The sequence below is a fragment of the Streptacidiphilus cavernicola genome, assembly GCF_042510955.1.
Lineage (GTDB): Bacteria > Actinomycetota > Actinomycetes > Streptomycetales > Streptomycetaceae > Streptacidiphilus > Streptacidiphilus cavernicola.
This window is the reverse complement of sequence record NZ_JBHFAB010000003.1, coordinates 215,341-234,032: the sequence shown is the minus strand read 5'-3', so window position 1 is coordinate 234,032 and position 18,692 is coordinate 215,341. Positions and strand designations below refer to the sequence as shown.

Below are 18,692 nucleotides of genomic sequence, written 5' to 3'. Positions count from 1 at the left end.
ATGCCCGTCCTGATGGTCTTCCTCGGCGGCATGGTCGGGGCGCCGCTGCGCTTCCTGACCGACCGGGCGGTGCAGGCCCGGCACGACAGCGTGTTCCCCTGGGGAACGCTGCTCATCAACGTCTGCGGGTCGTTCGTGCTGGGCGCGCTGACCGCCGCCACCGTGCACCACCACCTGCCCGCGAACCACGGGCTGCTGCTCGGCACCGGCTTCTGCGGCGGCCTGACCACCTTCTCCACCTTCTCCTTCGAGACCGTCCGGCTGATGGAGGACGGCTCGCTGGCGGAGGCCGGGCTCAACGCCGTCGGCAGCCTGGCCCTCGGCCTGGCCGCGGCGGCGCTCGGCTACGGCCTGCTCAGCTGGATCTGACGCCGGGTCCGCTGAGCAGGGCGGTGTGCAGGCTGCGCAGGTCGCCCACGATGTCGGTGGACGGATCGCGCAGCCACTGGAACCTCAGGCCGTCGGCGGCGGCCAGCAGCACCTGGGCCTCCCAGTCGTAGCCGGGGCCGAGGATCCGCTCCATCAGCGCCAGCCAGTCCCGGGTGCGGCGGTCGACGAAGGCGTGCGCCGGATGCCCCGGGTCCGTGGCGGCGGCGGTCATGTCGATCAGGAGCCTGATCAGGCCCGGGGTCCTGGTCGTGTGCGCCAGCAGCTCCCAGAAGCCGTCGATCGTGGTCAGGTCGTAGGTCGCCGCGCACCGCGCGTCGTCGGCCGCCAGGACCTGCACCAGCAGCTCGTCCTTGCTGCCGAAGTAGTGCAGCACCCCGGCCTCGCTGAGCCCGGTGGCGTCGGCGATGGACTTCAGCGACGGCCCGTACCGTCCCGACGTCCGGTAGGCGTCCAGCGCCACCCGCAGGATCTCCGCGCGCCGGGCCACCCCCTTGGGGGAGGGCCCGCGCCGCGTGCTGGTCTCCATGCCCATGCCCCGAACCTAACGCGCGCCGCCGGAACCTGACTGGAGCCCGGCCTGACCGGGACACAGACCCCGCGCCGCCGCGGTCACCCCCCGTCCGCGCCCCCGCGGCCCGCGGCCACGCGTTTGCGGACCAGGCTCGGCGGCTCGCCGAACCAGCGCCGGGCCGCGCGGGTCAGCGCCGACTGCTCGGACAGCCCGAGCATCCCGGTGATCTGCGACAGCGGCAGCGCGGTCTCGGTCAGCAGCTGGTGCGCCCGCCGCCTGCGGACGCCGTCCAGCTCCGCCTCGTAGCTGGTGCCCTCGGCGGCGAGGTGCCGCTGCAGCGTCCGCGGGTGCATCCGGTGCCACCGCGCCACGGACCCGATGCTCACCTCGGCGGTGCCGACCGAGCGCGCCAGCGTGCCGCGGACCCGCGCGGTCAGCGTCTCCCCCGGCTCGCCGAAGTGGCTGGCCAGGTAGTCGACGGCGATGTCCCGCAGCACCCCGTCCCAGCTGTCCAGCGGCGAGGACATCAGCGTCGCGGGCATCCGCAGCACCGCGGACGGGCGGTCGAACCTGACCTCGGCGCCGAAGAACGCGGCGTAGCGGGCCCGCGGGGCCAGCATCGGGTGCGGGAGGTCCACCGAGCGCAGCCCGTACCCGCTCCGCACCTGGGTCAGGACGCGGTGGATCAGGCCCACCCCCAGCTCGGTCGCCTGCGGCTGCGGCGGCGCCCCGGGGATGCTGGCCCGGTAGAGCAGCCCGACCACGCCGGGGGCCCCGTCCGGGTCGGGGACCTGGACCACGCTCAGCGCCGGGCTGTGGATGTAGAGGAACCGCGAGGCGCAGTCCACCGCGGCGCCGATGGTGGGCGAGGTCTCGATGGCCACGGCCAGCGGCCCGAGGATGCTGATGTCCTGCCGCTCGGCCAGCAGCAGCCCCAGGTCGGGACGGCCGGTCTGGGCCGCGGCGGTCTCCAGCACCCGGGCGGCGGCCCCGGCCGGGATCAGCGCGTCGTCGGAGTCCGGCGCGGCCGGGTCGATCCGGAAGCGGGTGAGCAGCGCCGCACCGTCCTCGCCGAACGCGTCCAGCAGCGGGACCAGGCCGCGCAGTCCGGCGGCTCGCACCAAGGGGGTCATGTCGCCCCAGGGTAAAACTCTGTCGTCTGAAGTCAAGCCGGTTGGGTGGTTCCGGGGTCAGACTGGCAGCGTCCCGTCCCCCACCCCGCGAGAAGAGGCCATCGGTGAGTACCGCCGCGCATCCGGCTCCTGAGCACGTCGACGTCCTGATCGTCGGCGCCGGCCTGTCCGGGATCGGGGCCGCCAGCCATCTGCGGCGCGAGTGTCCGGGGAAGTCGTTCACCCTGCTGGAGTCGCGCGGGGCGATCGGCGGCACCTGGGACCTCTTCCGCTACCCGGGCGTCCGCTCGGACTCCGACATGTTCACCCTGGGCTACTCGTTCCGCCCGTGGACCGACCCCAAGGCGATCGCCGACGGCACTTCCATCCGCGACTACGTGGTGGACACCGCCAGGGAGAACGGCATCGACCGGCACATCCGGTTCCACCACCGGGTGGTACGGGCCGAGTGGTCCTCGGACACCGCCCGGTGGACCGTCACCGCCACCCGCGCCGACCCCGACGCCGACCCCGCGGCCGAGCCCGCCGAGACGGTCACCCTGACCTGCTCGTTCCTCCAGGTCTGCGCCGGCTACTACCGCTACGACCAGGGCTACAGCCCGGAGTTCGCCGGGTCCGAGGACTTCGTCGGACGGATCGTGCACCCGCAGCACTGGCCGGACGACCTCGACTACACCGGCAAGCGGGTGGTGGTCATCGGCAGCGGCGCGACCGCGGTGACCCTGGTGCCGTCGATGGCCGAGACGGCCGCGCACGTCACCATGCTGCAGCGCTCCCCCAGCTATGTCGCCGCGCTGCCGGGCAGCGACGCCCTGGCCGACCGGCTCCGCCGCCGGCTGCCGGCCACCACCGCCTACCGGGTGATCCGCTGGAAGAACGTGCTGTTCAGCATGGCCACCTACCAACTGAGCCGGCGTCGGCCGAAGCTGATGAAGTCGATCCTGCGCCGGGGCGCCGCCTCCGCGCTCCCGGCCGGGTACGACGTGGACACCCACTTCGCGCCGTCCTACAACCCCTGGGACCAGCGCCTGTGCGTGGTCCCCGACGGCGACCTGTTCGCCGCCGTCAGCAGCGGCCGGGCCGAGGTGGTCACCGACCGGATCGAGCGCTTCACCGCCACCGGCGTCGCGCTGGAGTCCGGCACGGAGCTGCCCGCCGACGTCATCGTGACCGCGACCGGGCTGAACCTGCTCGCCATCGGCGGGATGGAGCTGAACGTCGACGGCCGCGACATCGCCCTGCCGGAGACCATGGCCTACAAGGGCATGATGCTGTCCGGCGTGCCCAACTTCTCACTCACCGTCGGCTACACCAACGCCTCCTGGACCCTGAAGGCCGACCTGGTCGCGCAGTACGTGTGCCGGCTGCTCCAGCACCTGGACGCCGGCGGCTACCAGATCGTCACCCCGGTCGCGCCGGTCCTCGACGACGCGGAGCAGCTCGCCCCGCTGATCGACCTGGAGTCCGGCTACGTCCAGCGGAGCGTCGGGCTGCTGCCGCGGCAGGGGCCGTCCGCACCCTGGCGGCTGCACCAGAACTACCTCCGCGACCTGCGGATGATGCGCCGCGGCCCGGTGACCGACGCGGTCCGCTTCGGCCACGCCGCCAACACCAACGCCGCCGGTGACGCCGCCGCTGCCGACACCCGGCCGGTCGGGGGCCGCGCCAAGGAAGGAAGTACCGCGTGAGCACCTCCACCGCCTTCCCCTCCGCCGCGCCGACCGCGACCGCCGAGGTCGGCGGCCTGCGGATGCGCTACCGGGCCACCGGCGACGGCGATCCGGTGCTGCTGCTGCACGGCATCGGGCGCAGCCTGGAGGACTGGTCCGAGCAGCACGACCGGCTCTCCGCCGAGTACCGGGTGATCAGCCTCGACCTGCCCGGCTTCGGCCACTCGGACCGGCTGCCCGGACCGAGCACGCTGACCGGCCTGGCCTCGGCACTGCCCGGCTTCCTGGACGCGGTGGGCGCGAGCGGTCCGGTGCACGCGGTCGGCAACTCGCTCGGCGGCGCGGTGGCGATGCGGCTGGCCGCGGACCGGCCGGAGCGGGTGCGCTCGCTGCTGCTGGCCAACAGCGCCGGGTTCGGGCAGGAAGTGACCATCGCGCTGCGGGTGCTGGCGATCCGTCCGCTGGGCGGCCTGCTGCTGCGCCCCAGCCGCACCGGGGCGGCCAGGACCACCCGGGCGATCTTCCACGACCGGTCCTTCGCCACCCCCGAGCGGATCGAACTGGCGTTGGCGCTGGCCGGGCGCCCGGCCCACAACCGGACCCTGCTGGAGGTCGCCCGCGACCTGGGCGGCTTCCGCGGCGTCAGCGAGCCGTGGCGCACCGCGCTGCTGGCCGAGCTGGCCGGGCTCGACCTGCCCACCCTGGTGGTCTGGGGCGACCGCGACCTGATCCTGCCCGCCGCCCACCTGGACGCGGCGCGGGCGGCGCTGCCGCGGGCCGAGTCCCACCTCTTCACCGACACCGGCCATATGCCGCAGATCGAACGGGCCGACGCGTTCGCGGCGCTGGCCTCCGCGTTCTTCGCCCGCGACCGCGGCACGTCCTGAGAGGACCGGCATGGACAGGTACACCTTCGGCGGCGGCACCGCGATCGTCACCGGCGCCGCCAGCGGCATCGGCGAGGCGCTGGCCGGTGCGCTGGCCGCCCGGGGCAGCCACCTGGTACTGCTCGACCGCGACGCCGAACGGCTGGGGACGGTCGCCGACGCGATGCGCGCGGCACGTCCGGGCCTGGCCGTGGCGACCGTGGTGGTCGACCTGGCCGACCACGAGGCCACCGAGAAGGCCGCCCGGCAACTGGCGGCCGACCACCCGGAGACCACCCTGCTGGTCAACAACGCCGGGGTGGCGCTGGGCGGGCGGTTCGACCAGATCACCCTGGACGAGTTCCGCTGATGGACATCAACTTCCGGGCCGTGGTCACCCTCACCCACCACCTGCTGCCGGTGCTGCGGACCCGTCCCGGCGCCGCATCTGGCCAATGTCTCCAGCGTCTTCGGCATCATCGCCCCGGCCGGTGAACCCGCCTACAGCGCGAGCAAGTTCGCCGTCCGCGGGTTCACCGAGGCGCTGCGCGCCGAGCTGGCGGGCGAGGGCGTCGGGGTCACCTGCGTGCACCCCGGCGGGATCGCGACCCGGATCGCCGGCAACGCCCGGATCGGCTCCGGGGTGACCCAGCAGGAGACCGCCGCGGGCCGGGAGCAGATCGGCAGGCTGCTCACCATCCCCCCGGCCACCGCCGCCGAGGCGGTGCTGCGCGGCATCGAACGGCGCTCGCCGCGGGTACTGATCGGCTGGAGCGCCAGGATCCCCGACCTGATCGCCAGGCTCGCCCCCGGCTCGTACACCAGGGTCCTGACGCTGGCTCAGTCCCGGGGCAGGCGCTGACCGCGCAGCCGCACGGCGCCGCACGGCGCGCCGCCGGGGCCGAGTACCGGCCGGGGCCGGGAACCTCAAGTACCGTCGGAGGCGTCGGCCGCCTGCCTGGTGCCCCCACCCCCTCCGAGGAGGTCTCCGTCATGTCCAGGATCGCCACCGCCCTCTCCGTCTCGCTCGACGGCTACATCGCCGGGCCCCAGGACGGTCCAGGGCAGCCGCTCGGAGCCGGCGGGCGCGCCCTGTTCGACTGGTACAACGCCGGGGACACGCCGAGCCGGTTCTACCCGGCCTTCCGGATGTCCCGGCAGAGCGCCGAGTTCTTCGACGCGGGGGCCGCCGAGGTGGGCGCGGTGATCGCCGGACGGCGCACCTACGACATCGCCGACGGCTGGGCCGGCAAGGGGCCGCTGCCCGGCGTCCCGCTGTTCGTGCTGACCCACCGCGCGCCCGAGCCGGTGCCGCCGAACGAGGAGTACACCTTCGTCACCGACGGCGTCGAGTCCGCCGTCGCCCAGGCCGGGGCGGCGATCGGGGCCGCCGCCGACGGCCGCGACGTGGTGGGGGTGATGGGGGCGGGCACCGTGCAGGCCTGCCTGCGAGCCGGACTGCTGGACGAACTGACGCTGCATCTGGTCCCGATCGTGCTCGGCGCCGGCGTCCGGCTGCTGGACCACCTGGACCCGGCCCGGGTCCAGCTCGACTGCATCGGCGTGGTGGACGCGCCCGGCGTCACCCACCTCAGCTACCGCATCAGCTATCCCACCGCCGCCTGAACCGCCGCCTGAACCGCGGCTCAGGCCGAGCCCTGCGGGCCCTCCGGCTCGGCCGGGTCGTCCTGGTCCGCGGCGTCGGCCGCGACCGCGGCCGGGGCGGGCGGGGTGCGGCTGCCGACCACCGCGGTCGCGGCCACCGCGCTGATCGCGAAGGCCAGCAGCACCGTCGCCGAGCGGTCCAGCCGGTGCCGGGTGAGGTGGTCGACCGAGTAGCGGCCGGGCCCGGCGAGGCCCAGGCCCGCGGCGGCGAAACCGAGGAAGGCCGGATACTCGTAGCCGCCGCTCTGGTTGAAGAACCCGGCCGGGGCGTGCACCGCGACCGCACCGGCCATGGCGCCGGCCGCCGCGGCCCCCGCGGCCGGGGTGGCCAGCCCGAGGGCCAGCAGCGCGCCGCCGCCCGCCTCGCCGAGCCCGGCCGCGATCGCGCTCTGCCGGCCGGGGGTGAAGCCCATGTGCTCCATGCCCTTGGCGGTGCCCTCCAGGCCGTGCCCGCCGAACCAGCCGAACAGCTTCTGCGCGCCGTGCGCGAACAGCACGCCCCCGGTGCCGAGCCGCAGCGCCAGCAGCCCGAGGTCCTTGCGGTCGATCCAGCAGCCCATGGTGCGCAGCCCTTCGTGACGGTGACGGTCGATCACACAGCGGTCTCCGACCAGTCTGCGGCGATCTCCGCGCCCCCGCCCGACGGCGGCCCGGCGGTCAGCGGCTTGGCGAGGCAGACGCTCAGCGGGTGCTCGCGGTAGAGGCCGAACTTCTCGGTGGGGAGGTAGCCCTCGGAGGCGTAGAGGGCCAGCGCCTCGGGCTGCTCGGTGCCGGTCTCCAGGACCACCCGCAGCCGCCCGGCCCGGCGGGCCTCGTCCTCCAGGAAGCGCAGCATCCGCCGGGCCAGCCCGCGTCCGCGCGCCGAGGGCACGGTGTACATCCGCTTCAGCTCCGCGTCGCCGTCGGCCAGGCCGGTCTCGCCGCCGTCACGGGCGCGCCAGGCGCCGGTCCCGACCGGGCTGCCGCCGTCGTCGTAGACGACCGCGAAGAGGCCGTTCGGCGGATCGAACTCGGCGGGGTCGACCGGGGTGGCGTCCGGGTCGCCGTAGCGCCGTACGTACTCCTGCTGGACCTCGGCGACGAGGCGCTGGGCGTCTGGGTGGGCGTAGCCGGTGACTCGGATGTCCATCAGTTGATCCTACGATCCCGACGGCGGCCCTCAGTACACCCGCTCAGTACACCCGGAAGCGCTCCACCAGCGCGGTCTTCCCGAACATCTCCGCCGTCAGCGCCGCCGAGGGCTGCCCCGCGTGCGGGTCGGCGCCGCCGGCGAGCAGGGTCTCGATCACCGCGTCCGCGCCCTTGAACACCGCACCGGCCAGCGGCGTCTGGCCGCGGTCGTTCACCCGGTTCGGGTCCGCGCCGCGCTCCAGCAGGGTGCGGACCGCGTCGGCGTGGCCGTGGTACGCGGCGAGCATCACCAGCGAGTCGCCCCGGTCGTTGCAGAGGTCGGCGGGCGCGCCCGCGTCCACGTAGGCCGCCAGCGCGGGCGCGTCGCCGGTTCTCGCGGCGTCGAAGACCCGCCCGGCCAGCTCGACCAGCTCGGGATCCACCGGATCGCTCATCTCACACCGCTCCTCGTCGCCGTCGTCCGTGCTGCTGTTCGACGCCCGCACGACCGTGCGGGCCACGCCATTGTGCCGGGTGCCGGCGGTCCGTCCCACTCCCGGCGCCGGAACCCGCCCCGGCACCGGGTCGACCCGGTCGGCGGAGCCCGACCAGGCACCCGAACGGGCGAACGTGCCGCGCGCCGCGCACGACCCGGCGGCGGCGGCGGACACCATCACCCCGAGGACTGCTCCGAGCGGCCTATCGGCGGTTCGGTTGCGGCCTTCAACAAGAACCACCCGTTTGCGCCTACCCATCATCTCTTACTTTTTGTCACGATATAGGGACATTCTGTGACGATTGCCTGATATCCCCTCTGGCGTGGTCCCCGCGCCTGTCCCCACCACCGAGGAGTTCACCGTGATCCTCTCCATCTCCGGAGTCGTCCTGCTCGGCGTCATCGCCTTCCTGTTCTTCCGCAAGGACGGCATGAAGATCTCCCACGCCCTGGTCTGCGCCCTGTTCGGCTTCTACCTGGCCGGCACCGCGATCGCCCCCAGCATCACGGCCGGCGGCCAGAGCCTGGCCGGCCTGCTCAGCGGCATCAAGTTCTGAGGAACCCCCCGATGACCCTGACCCAGCACCTGGCCCGGGGGCGCGAGTTCGCCCGCACCGCGGGCGACCACGCCAGCGACATGTTCGGTCCGCTGCTCACCATCGGTCGCGGCCTGCGGTCGCAGGGCCGGTGGACCGCCAAGTGGTGGGGCGGGCTGCCCAAGGACCGCCGCGGGCCCGCCCTGCTGGTCGCGGTGGCGGTGATCGCCGCCGTCGCCCTGCTCCCCTACGGCCCGCTGCTGGCGCTGCTCACCCTGATGAGCAGCGCCGCCTGGGCCGGACGGGACCGGGCCCCGGCCGCCGAGCCGGCCCCGGACACCAGCCAGCTCAAGCTGGCCGCGATCTACACCGCGCTCACCCCCTACCTGGTGCACGAGTCGGACCCGACCCCGATGTTCAGCCACGGCGGCGACTTCAAGGACGCCTTCAGCGGCTGGGAGTTCGACGCGGAAGGCCGGCTCACCTCGCTGGAGCTGCGCTACCCGGCCTACTTCACCGACACCGAGCCGCACGCCAGAGCCCGGATCGAGCACGTGATCCACAGCAAGGCCGGACGCAGCCGCGAGTACCGCTTCACCTGGGACGAGGAGACCAACCAGCTCCAGGTGTCGGCCCTGGCCCCGCTGCCCACCGACATCACGGCGCAGCCGTACGTCACCGCGCAGGGCGAGGTGGTGCTCGGCTTCACCGACTCCACCAGCACCAACCGGATGATCCCGGTGCGTCAGGGCTCGTCCACCGCACACCAGCCGCCGGTGCTGTGGCGGACCGGCCCGCGGGCCGGCGAGCCGCACCTGCTGGCGCTGGGCACCCAGGGCCAGGGCACCTCCACCCTGCTCCGCTCGCTCGCCCTGCAGGCGCTGGTCACCGGCGACATCGTGGTGATCGACGGCGCGGGCACCGGCGAGCACGCCTGCCTGGTCGGCCGCCCCGGCGTGCACACGGTGGAGACCAGCCTGCACGGCGCGCTGGCCGCGCTGGAGTGGGCCGCCAACGAGACCCAGCGCCGGCTGGACGCCCACAACCTGGCCAAGCGCAGCGGGATCGCGCCGCCGGCCGATACCGTCCGCCCGCTGTGGCTGCTGCTGGACCACCCGGCCGAGCTGAGCGAGCTGGCCCAGGCCGAGGGCCGTCCCGACCCGCAGGACCTGCTGGAGGTGCCGCTCCGGCACGGCCGGACCGCGCACCTCACCGTGGTGGTCGCGGACCACCTGGACGCGCTGCCGCGGATCAAGCCGACGGTGCGGTCCGCCTGCCGGGCCCGGGTGGTGCTCGGCCCGCTGGACCCGGACCTGGCGCCGGAGGCGTTGGGCGCGCCGCTGGACATCACCCCGCCCAGCCACACGCCCCCGGGCCGCGGCTACGCCCGGCTCGGCGTCCACCCGCCGTTCCGGCTCCAGGTCCCGGCCGCGCCGGACCCGCTGGACGAGGAGACCCCGGCGGACCAGCGGGACGCGGTGATCGCCCTGCTGCCGCACGCCGACAGCCGCACCGAGGCCCCGGCCGGGACCTCGCTCACCAAGCCGGTCCCGGACCGCGCGGAGCGTACCGAACGCACCGAGCGGATCGAACACGAGGAGACCCCGGAGGAGCGCACCGGGGAGATCGCCGCCCCCATCACCCCGGCGATGCAAGCACCCTGACGATCCGTCACAGCATTACCTGGAGCCCCCGGCCGTCCCGCCGGGGGCTCCTTCCGTTCGATCCACCGGTATGAACCCCTTGACGGCCGACCTCGACCCGGGCTCAATAGTGCGCCAATGGACCACTCGCAGACCATTGAGCGGTCCGCACCCGACGAGAGGTGCACATGTCCTCCGAGCCCGCCCCCGCCGCCACCGCCCCCACCGAGCGCACCGCCGACGAACAGCGCCTGCACGAACTGGGCTACGCCCAGGAGCTCTCCCGGACCATGTCCGGGTTCTCCAACTTCGCCGTCTCCTTCACCATCATCTCGATCCTCTCCGGCTGCCTGACCCTCTACGGGTACGGCATGAACACCGGCGGCCCGGTCCTGATCGTCTGGGGCTGGCCCTTCGTCGGACTGATGACCCTGCTGGTCGGGCTGTCCATGGCCGAGGTCTGCTCCAGCTTCCCGACCGCGGGCGGCCTGTACTACTGGGCCGCCAAGCTCGCCCCGGGCCGGGGCGGCCCGGTGGTCAGCTGGTTCACCGGATGGTTCAACTTCATCGGCCAGGTCGCGGTCACCGCGGGCATCGACTTCGGCGCGGCCCAGTTCCTCAACGCACTGCTGGACATCCAGGGCTGGTTCACCGCCACCCCCGGCCACACCGTGCTGCTGTTCGGCCTGATCCTGCTGCTGCACGGGGCGCTGAACACCTTCGGGGTGCGGCTGGTCGCGCTGCTCAACAACATCAGCGTGTGGTGGCACGTGCTCGGCGTGCTGGTGATCGTCGGAGCGCTGGCCATCGCCCCCTCGCACCACCAGTCGGCGTCCTTCGTCTTCACCCACTTCGCCAACACCACCGGCTGGCACAGCACCCTCTACGTGGCCGCGCTCGGCCTGCTGCTGGCGCAGTACACCTTCACCGGGTACGACGCCTCCGCGCACATGACCGAGGAGACCCATGACGCGGCCCGCTCCGGACCGCGCGGCATCGTGATGTCGATCATCGTCTCGCTGGTGGCGGGCTGGGTGCTGCTGATCGGCATCACCTTCGCCATCCAGAGCTACAGCGGGGAGCTGGGCAGCGCCACCGGCGTCCCGCCGGCCCAGATCTTCATCGACGCGGTCGGCGCCACCGGCGGCAAGCTGCTGCTGCTCGTGGTGGTCGGCGCGCAGCTGTTCTGCGGGATGAGCTCGGTCACCGCCAACTCCCGTATGGTCTACGCCTTCTCCCGGGACGGCGCGCTGCCGGGCTCTGCGCTCTGGCACCGGATCAACCCCCGCACCCGTACCCCCACCAACGCGGTCTGGCTGGCCGCGGGCGGGGCCTTCCTGCTCGGCCTGCCGTACCTGTGGAACTCCACCGCCTACGCGGCGGTCACCTCGATCGCCGTGATCGGCCTCTACATCGCCTATGTGATCCCGACCTTCCTGCGGCTGCTGCAGGGCGACCGCTTCGTCCGCGGCCCCTGGCACCTGGGCCGCTGGAGCCGGCTGGTCGGCACCGTCGCGGTGGGCTGGGTGGTGGTGATCACCGTGCTGTTCATGCTGCCCCAGGTCAGCCCGGTGACGGTGAAGTCCTTCAACTACGCGCCGATCGCGGTGGTCGTGGTGATCGGCTTCGCCGGCATCTGGTGGCTGGTCTCCGCCCACCGGTGGTTCACCGGCCCCAAGGTCCAGGGCACGGCGGAGGAACTCGCCGCCGTCGAACGGGATCTGGGCACGGTCTGAGCCACCCGTGCCGGTGCGGGCGTCCGCTCCCCCGGACGCCCGCACCGGCGCTGAAGTTTTAGTCAAGATGTGCGGCGACGCTATAGGGTGCCGCTGTGGCAGATCGTCGAACGGCACTACTGGAAGCAGCCACCCGGGTGATCGCGCGCCGTGGCGTCCGCGGCCTCCGGGTGGAGGAACTGGCGGCGGAGGCGGGGGTGTCCACCTCGCTGATCTACTACCACTTCACCGACCGGGCCGGCATCCTGCGGCACACCCTGGAGTTCATCAACGACCGGGCCGGGCGCTACACCCACGAGCGCGACCCGGCGGCGCCCCCGGCCACCCCGCGCCAGGAGCTGGAGCAGACCCTGCTGCTGGAGCTGCAGGACACCCCGGCCGTCCGCGAGAACAGCACTGCCTGGGGCGAGCTGCGGGCGACCGCGGTGTTCGACCAGGACCTGCGCGAGGACCTGGCCAGGGCCACCCTGGAGTGGGTCCAGGAGATCGCCGAACTGCTCGGCCGGATCCGCCCGACCGGCCCCGCGCCCGCCCACGCCGCCGCCGCCGAGCGGCTGACCGCCCTGCTGGAGGGGCTGAGCGTGCGCTGGCTGAGCGGCTCGGTCCCGCTCGGCCACGCCAGGCGGCTGCTGGCCGAGGCCATCGAGGTGGAGCTGGCCGGACTCGGCCGGGACTGAATCTTCAGTCAGCGACCGGCCCCGCGGCATGCGATCCTGCTGCCCGTGACGAGCCGCAGCCTCCCGCGCCACCCGTTCCTGGACCACCAGGGCCCGCTCGCCTTCGCCCACCGCGGCGGCGCCCTCGGCGGCCCGGAGAACTCCCTCCCGGCCTTCACCCGCGCGGTCGCCCTCGGCTACCGCTACCTGGAGACGGACGTCCACAGCACCGCGGACGGCGTCCTGGTCGCCTTCCACGACAGCAGGCTGGAACGGGTCACCGACGGGCACGGCGCGGTCGGCTCGCTGCCCTGGCGCACCGTCTCGGCCGCCCGGATCGCCGGCCGGGAGCCGATCCCGCGCTTCGACGAGCTGCTGGACGCCTTCCCCGACACCCGCTTCAACGTCGACGTGAAGTCCCCCGGCGCGGTCCGCCCGCTGGCGGACGCCATCCGCAGGGCCGACGCCTGGGAACGGGTCTGCGTCGGCTCCTTCTCCGACGGCCGGCTGGCCGCGGTCCGCGCCGCGGCCGGGCCCCGGCTGGCCACCGCGCTCGCCCCGCGCGCGGTGCTCGGCCTGCGGCTGCGCTCGCTGACCGGCCCGGTGCCGGTGGACCGGGTGCTCGGGGCCGCCGCCCGGCGGCAGGCGGTCTGCGTGCAGGTGCCGGTGCGCTGGCCGGACAGCGGGCCGCCGCTGGTGGACCGCACCTTCGTCCGCGCCGCGCACCGGCTCGGCCTCCAGGTGCACGTCTGGACCGTGGACAGCGCGGAACGGATCCACGCGCTGCTCGACCTCGGCGTGGATGGCATCATGGCGGATCGCATCGACATCCTGCGCGATGCCCTGATCGAACGCGGCACCTGGCCGGGCTGACCCCGGCCGGGGCCCACGGGGGAGCAGCACCACACGTGACCACCACCTCAGGACAGCCCGGCCTGCTGCGCCGCCAGCAGTACGGCTGGTTCTTCAACGACTGGGCCAACGCGGCGTTCTCGGCGACGGTGCTGACCGTCTTCCTCGGCCCCTACCTGACCACCGTGGCGACCAACGCCGCCGACGCCCACGGGGACGTCCACCCGCTCGGTATCCCGGTCCGGGCCGGCTCGTTCTACCCGTACACGGTCTCCGCCTCGGTGCTGCTCTCGGTGCTGGTGATGCTGCTGGCCGGGACGGTCGCCGACCGGACCGGGCGGCACCGGTTCCTGCTCTGCGGCTTCGCCTACACCGGGGCCGCGGCCACGCTCGGGATGTTCTTCCTGCGCGGCGACCGCTACCTGCTCGGCGGCGGCCTGCTGGTGGCCGCGAACATCTGCTACGCCGTCTCGGCCGCCCTGGCCAACTCCTTCCTGCCGGGACTGGCCGCCCCGGACGACCGCGACGCGGTCTCGTCCAAGGGCTGGGCCTTCGGCTACGGCGGCGGCGGGCTGCTGCTGATCGTCAACCTGGCCCTGTACGAGGGCCGGGACGCGCTGGGGCTGTCCGAGGCGACCGCGGTGCGGCTCTGCCTGGCCTCGGCCGGGGCCTGGTGGGCCGCGTTCACCGTGCTGCCGATGCTCAGACTGCCGACCAGGCCGCAGTACGGCGCGGCGGCGCTGAGCGCCCCGGCCGAACGCGCCCCGGAGGCGGCCGGCGGGACCGTGCGCGAGCTGCTGGCCACCCTGCGCGGGATGCGCCGCTACCCGCTCACGCTGCTCTTCCTGGCGGCCTTCCTCTGCTACAACGACGGCATCCAGACCGTGGTCTCGCAAGCCTCGCTGTTCGGCAGCAAGGAACTGCACATGGGCCAGCAGACGCTGATCATCGCGATCCTGCTGGTGCAGGTGGTCGCCATCGCCGGGGCGCTGCTGCTGGGCCGGCTGGCCCGCCGCTTCGGCGCCAAGCGGACCGTGCTGGGCTCGCTGGTCGGATGGGTGCTGACGCTGGCCCTCGGCTATGTGATGCCGGCCCGCAGCCCGGCCTGGTTCTTCCTGCTGGCGGTGCTGATCGGGCTGGTGCTGGGTGGCAGCCAGGCGCTGTCCCGGTCGATCTTCTCGCACCTGATCCCGGCCGGGCGGGAGGCCGAGTACTTCAGCCTCTACAAGATCAGCGACCGGGGCACCAGCTGGATGGGCCCGCTGGTCTTCGGCCTCGCCTACCAGCTGACCGGGAGCTACCGGGCGGCGATCATCTCGCTGCTGGTGTTCTTCGTGATCGGATTCCTGCTGCTGCTCCGGGTTCCGGTGGCCCGCGCGGTCCAGGCGGTGGGCAACCCGGTCCCGGAGCGGCTGTAGTGTACGCCTCAGATGAGCGGCTGACACCGTCACTGCATGCAAAAATTGCACGACTCAGGGTGATATCCACGTCCAGATGTGACAAATCGGGCGGGTGTGGGTACAAACAGGGGCGGCACGACGGAAGACGCTTCCCCCTACCGGGAATCTTCGACGGTTGCCGCGCGTTGCACCAATCGACGAAGACAGCGACATCCAGTCCTGTGGGCCATAAGCCCGGGAGGCACGATTCATGAGTGAGCGAGCTCTCCGCGGCACGCGACTCGGGGCCACCAGCTACGAGACCGACCGCGGCATCGACCTGGCCCCGCGCCAGACCGTCGAGTACGCATGTACGAACGGACACCGCTTCGAGGTCCCGTTCTCTGTAGAGGCCGAGATCCCCACCGTGTGGGAATGCCGCTTCTGCGGCAGCGAGGCACTCCTGCTCAACGGCGACGAGCCGGAGGAGAAGAAGGCCAAGCCGGCCCGGACGCATTGGGACATGCTGATGGAGCGGCGCACCCGCGAGGAGTTGGAGGAGGTGCTCGCCGAACGGCTCGCAGTGCTGCGGTCCGGTCGGATGAACATCGCCGTCCATCCCCGTGACAGCCGCAAGTCGGCCTGATCCAGGCAGCCCGCCCCCGCCAGGGCAGGCACGGCAGGGCCCGGGACGCGGTACCACCACCAGGTACCGCGTCCCGGGCCCTGCCGTGTTGCCGACCGGCTCGGTTCAGTGGAGCTGGTCCCGGTCGCCGTAGCCGTAGGGGTCGTTCGGGTTCCGCCGGGCCTTCTTGGCGAACGGGTCGGGGTCGACCACCTCACCCACGATGACCTCGCCGGGGACCACCTTGCCGTCCGGGCGGTGGATCCGCAGCCGCTCGGTGCTGCGGCGCACCCAGCGCTCCGGGAACCGGCGCAGCAGCCGCGCCGTCGGCGGGAACAGGCAGGCCAGCCCGAGCAGGTCGGACAGCAGGCCCGGCACGATCAGCAGCAGCCCGCCGACGATGGTGACCGCGGTGCGGCTCTCCCTGGCGATCGGATCGCCGCCCGGGTCGACCACCGGGCCCGTGCCCGGCGCCGCGCCGAACGGTCCGCCGCGCATCCCGGCGGTGGTGGCCCGCAGCGCCCGCATCCCGGCCCGCTTGATCACCCAGCCGCCCAGCAGCGCCGCGCCGAGCAGCACGCCCAGCACGCCCAGCCCGCCGATCACCCCGGCCAGCTGGATCAGCAGCCAGATCTCCAGCACCGCCCAGGCCGCCACGACCAGCGGCAGGAACCTGCGGAGTCTCCGCGGGGGCCGGGTGTCGGCTCGTACCTGGCTCACTGCGCTGCCACTTCCCTTGTGCTCGGGGCTGCCTCTGCTCCGGTCAACGTGCGGAACCGGACCGGTGTTCCACCGGAGGCGCCGTCGGGATCAGCCTGCCAGGGAAGCCGGAGCGGCGCGCTCCGGGCGCAGCGCCCGGGTGCCGGGCGACGCGGGGTCGCGCCGACGCAGGGTCAGCCCCGTGCGCTGCGCGCCTCCGGGGACGGCGCGGGCTCCGGCTCGGCGACCGGGGCGGGCACCCGGCCCAGGCGGTAGTTGACGCCCCAGGCGGAGACCCGGACCAGCGCCTCGACCAGGATGTTGCGGCTCATCTTGCTGGCCCCCAGCTCCCGTTCGACGAAGGTGATCGGCACCTCGACGACGGTGAAGCCGGCCCGGACCGCGCGCCAGGCCAGGTCCACCTGGAAGCAGTAGCCCTGCGAGGCCACCTCGCTCATGCCGAGGCCGAGCAGGGTCTGCTTGCGGAAGGCCCGGTAGCCGCCGGTGACGTCGCGGATCGGCACCTTGAGCATGGTCCGCGAGTAGAGGCTGCCGCCGCGGGAGATGAACTGACGGCTGGCCGGCCAGTTGACCACCTCGCCGCCGGGCACCCAGCGCGAGCCGAGCACCAGGTCGGCGCCGTGCCGCAGCCCGGTCAGCAGCCGGGGCAGCTGCTCGGGCTGGTGCGAGCCGTCCGCGTCCATCTCGACCAGGACGTCGAAGCCGTGCTCGATGCCCCAGCGGAAGCCGGCCAGGTAGGCGGCGCCCAGCCCTTCCTTGCCCTTGCGGTGCAGCACCTGGACGTTGGGGTCGGCGGCGGCGATCCGGTCGGCGACCGCGCCGGTGCCGTCCGGGCTGTTGTCGTCGGCGACCAGGATGTGGGCCTCGGGCACGGCGGCGCGGACCCGGGCGGTGATCAGCGGGATGTTCTCGACCTCGTTGTAGGTCGGGATGATCACGAGGATCCTGCCCAGGTCACCAAAGGTCTCGTTGCCCTCAGTGCTGCTGTCCGTCACGGACCGGCCCCTTCGTCGGCGTTGTCTCTCGTTCGTCGGCGCGTCGCCGTCCGGCTGTGGCCACGCCAGCGGCGACCGCGAGCAGCCCGAGCACCGCGAGGGTCCACTCGGGGGCCGCACCGACCCGGTCGGCGAGCGTCAGCGGGTCCCGGAGCGGCACGGTGGACTCGATCTCGGCGGCGGTGGCGAGCTTGGTCCGCTGCTGGACGCTGCCGTCCGGCTCGATCACCGCGCTGATCCCGCTGGTCGCGGCGATCAGCACGGCCCGGCCGTGCTCGACGGCGCGCAGCCGGGACATCGCGAACTGCTGGTCGGGCTGGTCGGTGTGCTCGTACGTGGCATTGTTCGTCTGCACCACCAGCACCCGGCCTCCCTTGTCCACCGCATCGGTGACGATGCCGTCGTACGCCACTTCGAAACAGATCACGTCACCGATCCTGGCGGGACCGACCTGCAGGATACCGGTACGGGTACCGGGGGCGAAGTCACGGGCCACGCGCTGCAGCCGGGTGATGTACTTCGACAGCACCGCGCGGAACGGCACGTACTCGCCGAACGGCACCGGGTGCTGCTTGGTGTAATGCGCCCCCGGTCCGGGCGTGGCGGAGTTCGACGGGGCCCAGACGATGCCCTCGTTCTGGACGTGCTGCGGGTCCGGGCCGTCGACCAGAGCGCCGACCAGGATCGGCGCCTTGATGGTGTCCACCGCCTGCTGGATCGCGTTGTAGGCCTCGGGGGTGGTGTACGGGTCGACGTCGGAGGAGTTCTCCGGCCAGATCACCAGCTGCGGCTGCTCGGCCTTGCCCGCGGCCACCCGCGCGGCCAGCGCGTCGGTGGCCCGGACGTGGTTCTGCAGCACCTGCATCGGGCGGCCGAGGAAGTCCATCCCGGCGTGCGGGACGTTGCCCTGGATGATCGCCACGTCGGCCTGGGCCGGGCCGCCCGCGGTGGTGCCCGCGGTCGGCAGCGGCACCGCGTAGCCGACCAGTCCCGCCGCCAGCGCGAAGGCGACCGCGCCGAGCGCCTTGGCCCGGCCGGACCTGGTCCTGGCGCCGGTGCGCAGCGCCAGCGCCGCCGCGGCCAGCAGCGCGCCGCCGAGCGCCACCGCGAAGGTCACCAGCGGCGCGCCGCCGAGGGCGGCCAGCGGGGTGAACGGCGAGGAGGTGTTGGCGAAGGCGAGCCGCCCCCAAGGGAAGCCGCCGAGCGGCACCCGGTCCCTGGCCCACTCCTGGGCGACCCAGAGGCAGGCGGTCCACACCGGCCAGCCGGGCAGCCGGCTGACCACGGCGAGGCCGGCCGCCATCAGCGCCAGGAACAGCGACTCGAACACGGCCAGCAGCAGCCAGGCGTCCGCGCCGATCACGGTCAGCCAGGCCAGCAGCCAGATCAGGAACGGCGCGCCGAAGGCGAAGCCGGTCCAGGCCGCTTGCCGGGGCGTGCGGCGGTACGTGAGCAGGCTGAGCCCGGCGACCGCGACCAGCGACAGCGGCCAGGCCCCGTACGGCGGGAAGGACAGCGCCAGCAGCACCCCGCAGACCACGGCCAGGCCGGTGCGCGGAAGCCCGGCGCGGACCACGGCGCGGCGTCGGCTCAGCCAGGAGCCGGCCGCGCGCGCGGGCACGGCGTCGGCGCCCGCGTCGGCGCTGCCGCCACCGCCGGCACGCAGACCGGGGTCGAGGGGAAGGACCACGAGCGCCACACTCACTCAC

Annotated in this window: 19 protein-coding genes and 1 pseudogene; 12 read left to right on the top strand and 8 right to left on the bottom strand. The window is 73.5% G+C overall.

Annotated elements, in window-relative coordinates:
- A complete protein-coding gene (gene crcB / locus ACEZDE_RS05460) occupies positions 1-369 on the top strand; it encodes a fluoride efflux transporter CrcB (protein WP_380532939.1) in 369 nt (122 codons plus the stop codon).
- Here the strand turns inward: crcB and ACEZDE_RS05455 are convergent.
- Positions 356-916: a TetR family transcriptional regulator gene (locus ACEZDE_RS05455; protein ID WP_380532937.1), complete on the bottom strand. Its 561-nt coding sequence runs from the start codon at positions 914-916 to the stop codon at positions 356-358. The two genes, crcB and ACEZDE_RS05455, sit on opposite strands and share 14 nt — an antisense overlap.
- 83 nt (positions 917-999) lie before the next feature.
- Positions 1,000-2,034, bottom strand: a complete 1,035-nt coding sequence (locus tag ACEZDE_RS05450; protein ID WP_380532934.1) for an AraC family transcriptional regulator — start codon at positions 2,032-2,034, stop codon at positions 1,000-1,002.
- 104 nt (positions 2,035-2,138) lie between these two features.
- Here ACEZDE_RS05450 and ACEZDE_RS05445 point away from each other — a divergent pair, with 104 nt between their 5' ends.
- The 4 genes and pseudogenes from ACEZDE_RS05445 (at position 2,139) to ACEZDE_RS05430 (ending at position 6,196) form a co-directional block, all read left to right on the top strand.
- Positions 2,139-3,722, top strand: coding sequence for a flavin-containing monooxygenase (locus ACEZDE_RS05445; protein WP_380532931.1), 1,584 nt, complete (start codon positions 2,139-2,141; stop codon positions 3,720-3,722).
- Positions 3,719-4,591 carry an alpha/beta fold hydrolase gene (locus ACEZDE_RS05440; RefSeq protein ID WP_380532928.1) on the top strand — a complete coding sequence of 291 codons (873 nt, stop codon included), beginning with the start codon at positions 3,719-3,721 and terminating at the stop codon, positions 4,589-4,591. Before ACEZDE_RS05445 ends, ACEZDE_RS05440 begins: the two co-directional genes overlap by 4 nt.
- A gap of 10 nt (positions 4,592-4,601) precedes the next feature.
- Positions 4,602-5,432, top strand: a pseudogene (locus ACEZDE_RS05435) (SDR family NAD(P)-dependent oxidoreductase).
- Positions 5,433-5,563: 131 nt separating this feature from the next.
- On the top strand, positions 5,564-6,196 hold the full coding sequence (locus tag ACEZDE_RS05430; RefSeq protein ID WP_380532925.1) for a dihydrofolate reductase family protein: 633 nt from the start codon (positions 5,564-5,566) through the stop codon (positions 6,194-6,196).
- 20 nt (positions 6,197-6,216) lie between these two features.
- Here ACEZDE_RS05430 and ACEZDE_RS05425 read toward each other — a convergent pair whose 3' ends face one another.
- From ACEZDE_RS05425 to ACEZDE_RS05415, 3 genes are read right to left on the bottom strand one after another with little or no spacing between them, the layout of a single operon-like run.
- Entirely contained in the window at positions 6,217-6,795 is a 579-nt protein-coding gene (locus tag ACEZDE_RS05425) for a DoxX family protein (protein WP_380533346.1), read from the bottom strand.
- Positions 6,796-6,827: 32 nt separating this feature from the next.
- A complete protein-coding gene (locus ACEZDE_RS05420) occupies positions 6,828-7,364 on the bottom strand; it encodes a GNAT family N-acetyltransferase (RefSeq protein WP_380532923.1) in 537 nt (178 codons plus the stop codon).
- 43 nt (positions 7,365-7,407) lie between these two features.
- Positions 7,408-7,800 carry an ankyrin repeat domain-containing protein gene (locus ACEZDE_RS05415; RefSeq protein ID WP_380532922.1) on the bottom strand — a complete coding sequence of 131 codons (393 nt, stop codon included), beginning with the start codon at positions 7,798-7,800 and terminating at the stop codon, positions 7,408-7,410.
- 403 nt (positions 7,801-8,203) lie between these two features.
- Between ACEZDE_RS05415 and ACEZDE_RS05410 the strand changes: the two genes are divergently transcribed.
- The 7 genes from ACEZDE_RS05410 (at position 8,204) to ACEZDE_RS05380 (ending at position 15,289) form a co-directional block, all read left to right on the top strand.
- Entirely contained in the window at positions 8,204-8,398 is a 195-nt protein-coding gene (locus tag ACEZDE_RS05410; protein ID WP_380533344.1) for a hypothetical protein, read from the top strand.
- A gap of 11 nt (positions 8,399-8,409) precedes the next feature.
- Positions 8,410-10,041, top strand: coding sequence for a hypothetical protein (locus tag ACEZDE_RS05405; protein WP_380532920.1), 1,632 nt, complete (start codon positions 8,410-8,412; stop codon positions 10,039-10,041).
- Positions 10,042-10,208: 167 nt separating this feature from the next.
- Positions 10,209-11,756, top strand: a complete 1,548-nt coding sequence (locus ACEZDE_RS05400) for an amino acid permease (protein ID WP_380532917.1) — start codon at positions 10,209-10,211, stop codon at positions 11,754-11,756.
- A 95-nt stretch (positions 11,757-11,851) separates the two neighbouring features.
- On the top strand, positions 11,852-12,433 hold the full coding sequence (locus ACEZDE_RS05395) for a TetR/AcrR family transcriptional regulator (protein ID WP_380532914.1): 582 nt from the start codon (positions 11,852-11,854) through the stop codon (positions 12,431-12,433).
- A gap of 45 nt (positions 12,434-12,478) precedes the next feature.
- Positions 12,479-13,285: a glycerophosphodiester phosphodiesterase gene (locus ACEZDE_RS05390; protein ID WP_380532911.1), complete on the top strand. Its 807-nt coding sequence runs from the start codon at positions 12,479-12,481 to the stop codon at positions 13,283-13,285.
- 35 nt (positions 13,286-13,320) lie between these two features.
- Positions 13,321-14,682 carry an MFS transporter gene (locus ACEZDE_RS05385; RefSeq protein WP_380532908.1) on the top strand — a complete coding sequence of 454 codons (1,362 nt, stop codon included), beginning with the start codon at positions 13,321-13,323 and terminating at the stop codon, positions 14,680-14,682.
- Between the two features lie 232 nt (positions 14,683-14,914).
- Positions 14,915-15,289, top strand: a complete 375-nt coding sequence (locus tag ACEZDE_RS05380) for an RNA polymerase-binding protein RbpA (protein ID WP_380532907.1) — start codon at positions 14,915-14,917, stop codon at positions 15,287-15,289.
- A gap of 105 nt (positions 15,290-15,394) precedes the next feature.
- On the opposite strand, the gene ACEZDE_RS05375 is transcribed toward ACEZDE_RS05380, so the two are convergent.
- The 3 genes from ACEZDE_RS05375 to lnt form a co-directional block, all read right to left on the bottom strand.
- Positions 15,395-15,988 (bottom strand): FxsA family protein, encoded by a 594-nt coding sequence (locus tag ACEZDE_RS05375; protein WP_380532904.1) that lies wholly within the window; start codon positions 15,986-15,988, stop codon positions 15,395-15,397.
- 173 nt (positions 15,989-16,161) lie between these two features.
- Entirely contained in the window at positions 16,162-16,983 is an 822-nt protein-coding gene (locus ACEZDE_RS05370; protein ID WP_380532901.1) for a polyprenol monophosphomannose synthase, read from the bottom strand.
- Entirely contained in the window at positions 16,964-18,673 is a 1,710-nt protein-coding gene (lnt, locus tag ACEZDE_RS05365; protein ID WP_380532899.1) for an apolipoprotein N-acyltransferase, read from the bottom strand. Before lnt ends, ACEZDE_RS05370 begins: the two co-directional genes overlap by 20 nt.
- Between the last annotated feature and the right edge of the window lie 19 nt (positions 18,674-18,692).

Coding starts and splice junctions, on each gene's coding strand:
- ACEZDE_RS05455 (WP_380532937.1), bottom strand. CDS start 916: ATGGAGACCAGCACGCGGCGCGGGCCCTCCCCCAAGGGGGTGGCCCGG.
- ACEZDE_RS05425 (WP_380533346.1), bottom strand. CDS start 6,795: ATGGGCTGCTGGATCGACCGCAAGGACCTCGGGCTGCTGGCGCTGCGG.
- ACEZDE_RS05450 (WP_380532934.1), bottom strand. CDS start 2,034: ATGACCCCCTTGGTGCGAGCCGCCGGACTGCGCGGCCTGGTCCCGCTG.
- ACEZDE_RS05400 (WP_380532917.1), top strand. CDS start 10,209: ATGTCCTCCGAGCCCGCCCCCGCCGCCACCGCCCCCACCGAGCGCACC.
- crcB (WP_380532939.1), top strand. CDS start 1: ATGCCCGTCCTGATGGTCTTCCTCGGCGGCATGGTCGGGGCGCCGCTG.
- ACEZDE_RS05380 (WP_380532907.1), top strand. CDS start 14,915: ATGAGTGAGCGAGCTCTCCGCGGCACGCGACTCGGGGCCACCAGCTAC.
- ACEZDE_RS05405 (WP_380532920.1), top strand. CDS start 8,410: ATGACCCTGACCCAGCACCTGGCCCGGGGGCGCGAGTTCGCCCGCACC.
- ACEZDE_RS05415 (WP_380532922.1), bottom strand. CDS start 7,800: ATGAGCGATCCGGTGGATCCCGAGCTGGTCGAGCTGGCCGGGCGGGTC.
- ACEZDE_RS05430 (WP_380532925.1), top strand. CDS start 5,564: ATGTCCAGGATCGCCACCGCCCTCTCCGTCTCGCTCGACGGCTACATC.
- ACEZDE_RS05420 (WP_380532923.1), bottom strand. CDS start 7,364: ATGGACATCCGAGTCACCGGCTACGCCCACCCAGACGCCCAGCGCCTC.